Below are 7,693 nucleotides of genomic sequence, written 5' to 3' on the forward strand. Positions count from 1 at the left end.
TTGTTCTATATTCACAAAAAAATCCGTAGTTAGTTTCCTAACTACGGATTTTGCATGATCGTTTGGATCGGTCAACCGGTCATTTTCTTAACTGATCGGCATTAGCCAATTGGCTCCTTTTTTATTTAGCGAGAACGCTTATTCGGCAGTATCTTCACTTGTTTTATCATATTTTCTTTTACTTCGAGTACTTCAATAGGATATCCCGCGATACGCAGACTAATATTTGCATCAGGAATATTCTCCAAGTATTCAACAATTAAACCACTCAAAGTTTTAGGTCCATCGAGCGGGAAATCCCAACCCATTTCTTTATTTAAATCGCGTACGTTAGCGCCGCCATCCACAATACATGAGCCATCAGTTTGTGTTTCTACTTCTTCGCTCGGCGTACGAGTTTGCGTAGTTGTAAAATCGCCAACAACTTCTTCTAAAATATCTTCTAGGGTCACTAGGCCTTGGATGTCGCCATACTCATCTACCACTAAGCCTATGCGTTCTTTAGATTGCTGAAACTTTAATAGCTGAGTATTTAGTGATGTTCCTTCAGGGATAAAGTAAATTTCACGTACAGCCCGTAGCAAAGAGGGTTTATCAAATTGCTCTTTTGTAAGTAGACGAAGCGCATCACGTGAGTGAATAAAACCTACTGCATCATCTATATTATCGCGATACAACAACACACGAGTATGTTGCGCATGGGTAAGCTGGCGACTAATTAGTTTCCAATCGTCATTAATATCAATGGCCACAATTTCGTTTCGTGGGATCATAATATCTTCAACGGTTACTTGTTCTAAATCTAAAATTGAAGTCAGCATACTTTGATGACGAGCAGGAATAAGTGCGCCTGACTCATTGAGTACTGTTTTTAATTCTTCTTTACTCATGCTGTGTTCGTCGATTTGAGCAGCACTAATACCAAATAACCGCAGTATACCGTTTGTCATCCAGTTAATAACCACGACAAAAGGGAACAGAATTTTTAGTAATCCCTTAAGTATTATTGAACTTGGAAAAGCAACTTTTTCAGGGTAGAGGGCAGCAAGGGTTTTAGGTGTTACTTCGGCAAATATAAGCACAACTAGAGTTAACACGCCCGTTGCTATAGCAATACCTAGGTCACCGTAAAGGCGAATACCTATAATGGTTGCAACTTGGGCTGCTGCTATATTAACAAGATTATTACCGATTAAAATTAAACCGATGAGCCTATCTGGACGGCTAAGTAATTTACTGACTCGTTTAGCTGCACGATGATCCTCTTTAGCGAGGTGTCGCAGGCGTATACGATTGATTGACATAATTCCGGTTTCTGAACCAGAAAAATAAGCAGAAAAAAGCACCAAAAAACCTAAAATGATAAATAGGGTACTTGTCGATATGTCGTCCAACGATGGATCCTTTTCTTATAAATCAATGCGTATTAAGCTAGAGTGAGCAAGCAGAGTCAAGTTAAAACTTATTTAGTATCACTTCTTGTATGAAACGGCTGCCAAAATAAGCGAGTGTGAGGACAAATGCAGCGACCATGATTGTAATAACCACCGGTTTACCGCGCCAACCCTTTTTCATATGCCCGATAGCTACAACGGCAAAAATAGCCCACGCAACTAACGATAATATTGTTTTATGAATGAACTCTTTAGCGAACATTCCATCAAGAAATACAAACCCTGAAAGTAATGCAAATGTGAGTAATATAGTGCCTAAATTAAGAAGTTGGTAAAGCTGGCGCTCCACAACCATTAAAGGCGGAAGATGGCTATGTACAATTGCTAAATCTTTACGTTTTAAACGTTTATCAATAAAGTAAAACTGTACACCGTATAAAGTAGCGATAATTAAAATACAGTAGGCTAACAAAGATAAAGAGATGTGCGTTACTAAACCCACCTCAATATTGATACTTTGCAATAAAATATGATGAGGTATAAATAAACTGGCAATGGTTAGTAAGGCACCAAAACCATAAACAACGGGCAACAATAAAGTTGCAGGGAATTTTAGCGAGACAGCCGTCACCGAGACCACAATCACCCAGCACGTCAAAAGAGCGACGTTTACGATACTTAAATCTTGACCGTCGGCTCTAAAAACAGAGTTAACTAACAGCAGCATGTGCGCCACTATAGCAACCGTGCTTAAAATAACAGTTACTTTTTGGCTTGGGCCTTGTTGATGAAACAGGCGTGAAAGCACGTGAGACGTTGCTAACACATAAAATAAACTGGCAATAATAGTTAAACTAATAATCAGCATTGTGCTTGGGCCACTTAATTTGAGACAAAATAAACCTTGTTGTTATATAGCCATTGTATTTTATAGCAAAGCAAATGCATAGACCTTAAAAAAAGAAACTCATCAAGGTGCACTTGAACACTATATTGTAAGACGCCATATACGGTATACTACTTTTAATTGAAACTTAATAAGTCAATCTAGGTTAATTGAAAAATCAAATTAATCGTAAAATTTAAATGGATTGATATAAACGTCTTATCGGAACCGTTACATGTTTGAGAACCTCCAAGAACGATTAGGTAAAACCTTAAAAAATATCAGTGGCCGTGGCCGTCTGACGGAAGACAACATAAAAGACACACTTCGCGAAGTGCGTATGGCATTTTTAGAAGCCGATGTGGCATTGCCTGTTGTTCGCGACTTTGTAAAACAAGTTAAAGAACGCGCAGTTGGGGTTGAAGTTACAAAAAGCTTAAGCCCAGGCCAAGTATTTATAAAAATAGTGCGTGAAGAACTAGAAAAAGCAATGGGCGAGGCTAATGAAGAGCTAAGTCTAAATGCGCAACCGCCAGCCGTTGTAATGGTAGCGGGTCTACAAGGTGCGGGTAAAACCACCAGTGTAGCTAAGCTTGCTAAGTTTTTAAAAGAGCGAAAAAAGAAATCAGTACTTGTAGTAAGTGCCGATGTTTATCGTCCTGCGGCGATTAAACAGCTAGAAACGCTTGCAGCAGAAGTTGATGTTGATTTCTTCCCAAGTGATATTTCGCAAAAGCCAGTTGATATTGCAACCGCTGCAATTTCTCATGCTAAAAAGAAATTTATAGATGTAGTACTTGTTGATACTGCAGGTCGTCTACATGTTGATAGCAACATGATGGATGAAATTAAAGATCTTCATAAAGCAATCAATCCAATTGAAACCTTGTTCGTTGTTGATGCAATGACAGGTCAAGATGCGGCGAATACAGCTAAAGCATTCGACGAAGCATTACCACTTACCGGTGTTATATTAACAAAAACCGATGGTGATGCGCGTGGTGGTGCTGCTTTATCTATTCGTCACATCACTGGCAAGCCTATCAAGTTTATGGGTGTGGGTGAGCGCACTGACGCACTTGAACCTTTCCACCCAGACCGTATAGCGTCGCGTATTTTAGGCATGGGTGACGTACTTTCATTAATCGAAGAAGTCGAGATGAAAGTAGATAAAGAGCAAGCTGCTAGAGTTGCTGAAAAAGTATTTAAAGGCGCAGGTTTTACTCTTGATGATTTTGCTGACCAATTAAAGCAAATGAAAAGCATGGGTGGCATGATGTCAATGCTTGATAAGCTCCCTGGTATGTCTAACTTACCAGATGCTGTTAAAGGTCAAATGGGTGATAAAACATTTATCCAAATGGAAGCTATTATTAGCTCTATGACTAAAAAAGAGCGTGCACGCCCAGAAATCATTAAAGGTTCGCGTAAAAAACGCATAGCAGCTGGCTCTGGTACACAAGTACAAGAGATTAATAAGTTGCTTAAGCAGTTTACGCAAATGCAAAAAATGATGAAAAAAATGAAAGGTAAAGGCGGCATGACTAAAATGATGCGCGGTATGAAAGGCATGTTACCACCTGGAATGATGGGCGGCGGCGGTCCTAAATTTTAAAAAGTACCATTAAGTTACTTTTTAAAATAATAGCGAATCATATTTAAAGGAGCAAATAGCTCCTTTTTTGTTGAATAAATTATGCATGTAATACACCTTTAACTCTTATTTGTCGTTGAGATCACGGTTTAACCTACTAAACTGCCTTTTTGGTTCACTTCTTACTTGCGTTATTGCCAAAAACTCGTACAATTCCCCAGCTCCCCATTCTGGGGAGTAAATCTTATTAATGAAAACAGTCAATCTTTATAGAGGACGGTATGGTAACTATTCGTTTGCAACGTGGTGGCGCTAAAAAACGCCCTTTCTATCAAATTGTGGTTGCGGATAGCCGTTTCTCGCGTGACGGTCGCTTCATCGAGAAAGTAGGCTTTTTTAACCCAATTGCTTCAGGTCAAGAAGAAAAAATTCGTTTAGATTTACCACGTGTTGAACACTGGGTAGGTCAGGGCGCATCTCTTTCAGATCGCGTAGCTAAGTTAGTAAAAGACGCTCGTAAAGCGGCTTAATAGGCGTAAGTGTAACCATGAGTCAAGAGAACACCTCATCAATAATTGTCGTAGGAAAGCTCGGTGCCCCATATGGTATAAAGGGCTGGCTTAAGGTACATTCATTTACTGATGATCCCGTAGGGATCTTCGATTTCAGCCCGTGGTTGATAGGGCAGCAAGGTAAATGGCAGTCCTTAGAAGTGGTCGACTGGCGTCGCCACAACAAAGGCTTTATCGCTAAATTTGCGCAGGTAAACGACCGAGACGAAGCAATGGCTTATACCCATGCAGAAATCTCAATGGATGCAGCGCATTTACCAGAACTCCCGCAAGGTGAGTTCTATTGGCGAGATCTCATTGGCATGTCTGTTGTAACCGATAAAGGTTATAGCTTAGGCATTGTTGATGACCTGATGGAGACAGGATCAAATGACGTACTGGTTGTTAAAGCAAACAGTAAAGACGCATTTGGTCAAGCTGAGCGTTTGATTCCTTTTTTAACTGATTCAGTTATTAAAGAAGTTAAATACGACGCAAGAGAAATTACCGTAGACTGGGATCCTGGTTTTTAATGACGCAAACTAGTTCATTATGGGTAGGGGTGATAAGCCTTTTTCCAGACATGTTTGACGCTATTACAGACCAAGGCGTTACTGGTCGCGCAGTAAAAAATGGCTTAATTGATTTTAACTGCTGGAATCCACGAGACTACGCTTTAGATAAGCATAGAACCGTAGATGACCGTCCTTACGGGGGCGGACCTGGTATGTTAATGATGGTTGAGCCATTAAAAAAAGCGATTGCCGAAGCTAAAAAAGCAGCTGGTGATGGTGCTAAAGTAATTTATATGTCCCCGCAAGGGCGCAAACTTGATCAGCAAGGTGCTAGCGAACTCGCTAGCTCTAAAAAACTGATTTTGATTGCCGGTCGCTATGAAGGTATAGATGAGAGAATAATAGAATCATATGTTGACGAAGAATGGTCAATTGGTGATTTTATTTTGAGTGGTGGTGAACTACCTGCCATGACATTAATTGACGCAGTAGCGCGATTAGTGCCAGGTGTGTTAGGTCATAACCAGTCAGCGGAACAAGATTCATTTTCGGATGGCTTGTTAGATTGTCCACACTATACACGACCAGAAACATTGGACGACAAACAGGTTCCTGCTGTATTACTCAGTGGTAACCACCAAGAGATAGCAAAATGGCGGCTTATGCAGTCATTAGGCAGAACTTGGTTACGACGTCCTGACTTGTTGCATAACCTAGCTCTGACTGAGGAGCAAGCGGTATTACTCGCGAAATTTCAGCAAGAGTACCAAAAAGCTTGTGGCTAGAAGACAGTTACACCTAGGAAAGTGAGAAACATAATGGCAAAAGTAAACCAAAATATTATTAAAGCGCTTGAAGATGAGCAGCTTAAAACAGACGTACCTGCATTTGGCCCTGGTGATACAGTGGTTGTACAGGTAAAAGTAAAAGAAGGTGCTAAAGAGCGTCTACAGGCCTTTGAAGGTGTTGTAATCGCTAAGCGTAATCGTGGTCTTCACTCAGCATTCACAGTTCGTAAAATCTCGAACGGTGAAGGCGTTGAGCGTGTATTCCAAACGCACAGCCCTCTTATTGATAGCGTAACAGTTAAGCGTCGCGGTGCAGTTCGCCGTGCTAAGCTTTACTATCTACGTGAGCGTTCTGGTAAATCTGCACGTATTAGAGAAAAACTTAACTAATACGCGCTGTTTATCAACGCAAAAAAACGGGTTGCATCCTTCGGGTTGCAACCCGTTTTGGTTTTAGAATATTATTTTCTCAATTCTCAATTCTCAATTCTCAATTCCTCATTAGTAAAATTTCCTCTTTAGCCTTTTCTCAGTTAGCTGATCCTGTTAGTATTTATCGTATTGATTAGTTTACTTTTATGTAAATTTATATTTACGTTATTTGGTTTTTTAAGGTGGGACGAACGTGGCTGACATAAGTGATTTAGCACAGCTAAGAGAAGGTATAGATGAATGCGATGCACAACTTGTTGCCTTACTCGCTAAACGTAATGGTATTACGCAAAAAATTGGTGAGATAAAACAACAAACAGGCGCGCCTTTACATGCACCTGTCCGTGAAGCAGAGCTATTAGCGGCAAGACGACAAGAAGCAATAAATCAAAATGTAAGCCCAGATCTCGTTGAAGATATACTAAGACGCATGATGCGAGAAGCCTATCAAAACCAACAAGCAAAACTTGCATGCGCAGCGCCAGAGCTTTCGCCAATTGTGATTGTGGGTGGTCAAGGTGCCATGGGCCAGTTATTTGCACAGCAGTTTATTCGCTCAGGTTACGAAGTTAAAATTTTAGATAAAGATCAGCAAAACGATGCTAAAAGTATTTTAAAAGGTGCCAAGCTGGTAATGATTAGCGTACCTATTAATGCATTGGACGCTGTCGTTGCTAAGTTACCTAAACTAGATGAAGACTGTTTACTAGTTGATATTACATCGGTAAAGCAATCGCCTATTAAAGCACTAAAAGCTGCGCACAGTGGCCCTGTGGTTGGTTTACATCCTATGTTTGGGCCTGATATATCACACTGGGTAAAACAAACAGTTGTTGTATGTGAAGGGCGAGAACACCAAGCGGCAAAAGGTTTGTTACAGCAGTTACAAGTATGGGGTTGTCAGCTTGTTGAACTTGATGCTAAAAAGCATGATGAAGCAATGCAAATTATTCAGGTAATGCGCCATTTAACGACATTTGTGTACGGACAATTTCTAGCAAAACAAAGTCATACACTAGAAGAATTACGTAGCTGCTCGTCACCTATATATCAATTAGAACTGATGATGGTAGGGCGTTTATTTGCGCAGTCGCCTGAGCTTTACTCAGATATTATGCTAGCACAATTCGATGATGTAGAAACCTTACTTGCACAGTACCAAGATACCTTCGCAAGTACATTAGCAAAATTAAAAGCGGGAGATAAAGCAGCGCTTATTGACTCTTTTGCTGAGGCTAAAGTTTACTTTTCTGACTCGACAGAACACTTTTTAACGCAAAGCAGGAGCTTATTAAATAAAGCGAATGATTCAAAAGTTTTAGATTAATATTTGTTATACCGTTTGCTTAAGTATGGGGATTTAATTCGTTAAATTGCTAAAATATTTATGCAGACTGGTACTAGTTAACGAAAAAGGGCCGATATCGGCTAATGCCGATCAGTTAAGAAAATGACCGGTTGACCGATCCAAACGATCATGCAAAATCCGTAGTTAGGAAACTAACTACGGATTTTTTTGTGAATATAGAACAA

General features: G+C 40.1%; 8 protein-coding genes. 6 read left to right on the forward strand and 2 right to left on the reverse strand.

Features of this window, described 5'->3' with window-relative positions:
• Window positions 1–125: 125 nt before the first annotated feature.
• Window positions 126–1,394 carry an HlyC/CorC family transporter gene (locus I6F50_RS19920; RefSeq protein ID WP_024593584.1) on the reverse strand — a complete coding sequence of 423 codons (1,269 nt, stop codon included), beginning with the start codon at window positions 1,392–1,394 and terminating at the stop codon, window positions 126–128.
• A gap of 61 nt (window positions 1,395–1,455) precedes the next feature.
• Complete coding sequence (locus tag I6F50_RS19925) at window positions 1,456–2,262, reverse strand: inner membrane protein YpjD (protein WP_024593585.1); 807 nt, start codon at window positions 2,260–2,262, stop codon at window positions 1,456–1,458.
• Between the two features lie 253 nt (window positions 2,263–2,515).
• Between I6F50_RS19925 and ffh the strand changes: the two genes are divergently transcribed.
• From ffh to tyrA, 6 genes are all read left to right on the forward strand, one after another.
• Window positions 2,516–3,895: a signal recognition particle protein gene (ffh, locus tag I6F50_RS19930; RefSeq protein ID WP_007581399.1), complete on the forward strand. Its 1,380-nt coding sequence runs from the start codon at window positions 2,516–2,518 to the stop codon at window positions 3,893–3,895.
• Window positions 3,896–4,155: 260 nt separating this feature from the next.
• Entirely contained in the window at window positions 4,156–4,404 is a 249-nt protein-coding gene (gene rpsP / locus I6F50_RS19935; RefSeq protein WP_002962192.1) for a 30S ribosomal protein S16, read from the forward strand.
• A gap of 17 nt (window positions 4,405–4,421) precedes the next feature.
• Window positions 4,422–4,958: a ribosome maturation factor RimM gene (gene rimM / locus I6F50_RS19940; protein ID WP_010554631.1), complete on the forward strand. Its 537-nt coding sequence runs from the start codon at window positions 4,422–4,424 to the stop codon at window positions 4,956–4,958.
• Window positions 4,958–5,725 carry a tRNA (guanosine(37)-N1)-methyltransferase TrmD gene (trmD, locus tag I6F50_RS19945; RefSeq protein ID WP_165729152.1) on the forward strand — a complete coding sequence of 256 codons (768 nt, stop codon included), beginning with the start codon at window positions 4,958–4,960 and terminating at the stop codon, window positions 5,723–5,725. The genes rimM and trmD overlap by 1 nt, the downstream gene beginning before the upstream one ends.
• A gap of 33 nt (window positions 5,726–5,758) precedes the next feature.
• Complete coding sequence (rplS, locus tag I6F50_RS19950; RefSeq protein WP_007581406.1) at window positions 5,759–6,118, forward strand: 50S ribosomal protein L19; 360 nt, start codon at window positions 5,759–5,761, stop codon at window positions 6,116–6,118.
• A 235-nt stretch (window positions 6,119–6,353) separates the two neighbouring features.
• On the forward strand, window positions 6,354–7,487 hold the full coding sequence (gene tyrA, locus I6F50_RS19955; protein WP_165729153.1) for a bifunctional chorismate mutase/prephenate dehydrogenase: 1,134 nt from the start codon (window positions 6,354–6,356) through the stop codon (window positions 7,485–7,487).
• The last annotated feature ends 206 nt before the right edge of the window (window positions 7,488–7,693 follow it).

Source organism: Pseudoalteromonas sp. NZS127_1 (genome assembly GCF_015864295.1).
Taxonomy (GTDB): domain Bacteria; phylum Pseudomonadota; class Gammaproteobacteria; order Enterobacterales; family Alteromonadaceae; genus Pseudoalteromonas; species Pseudoalteromonas arctica.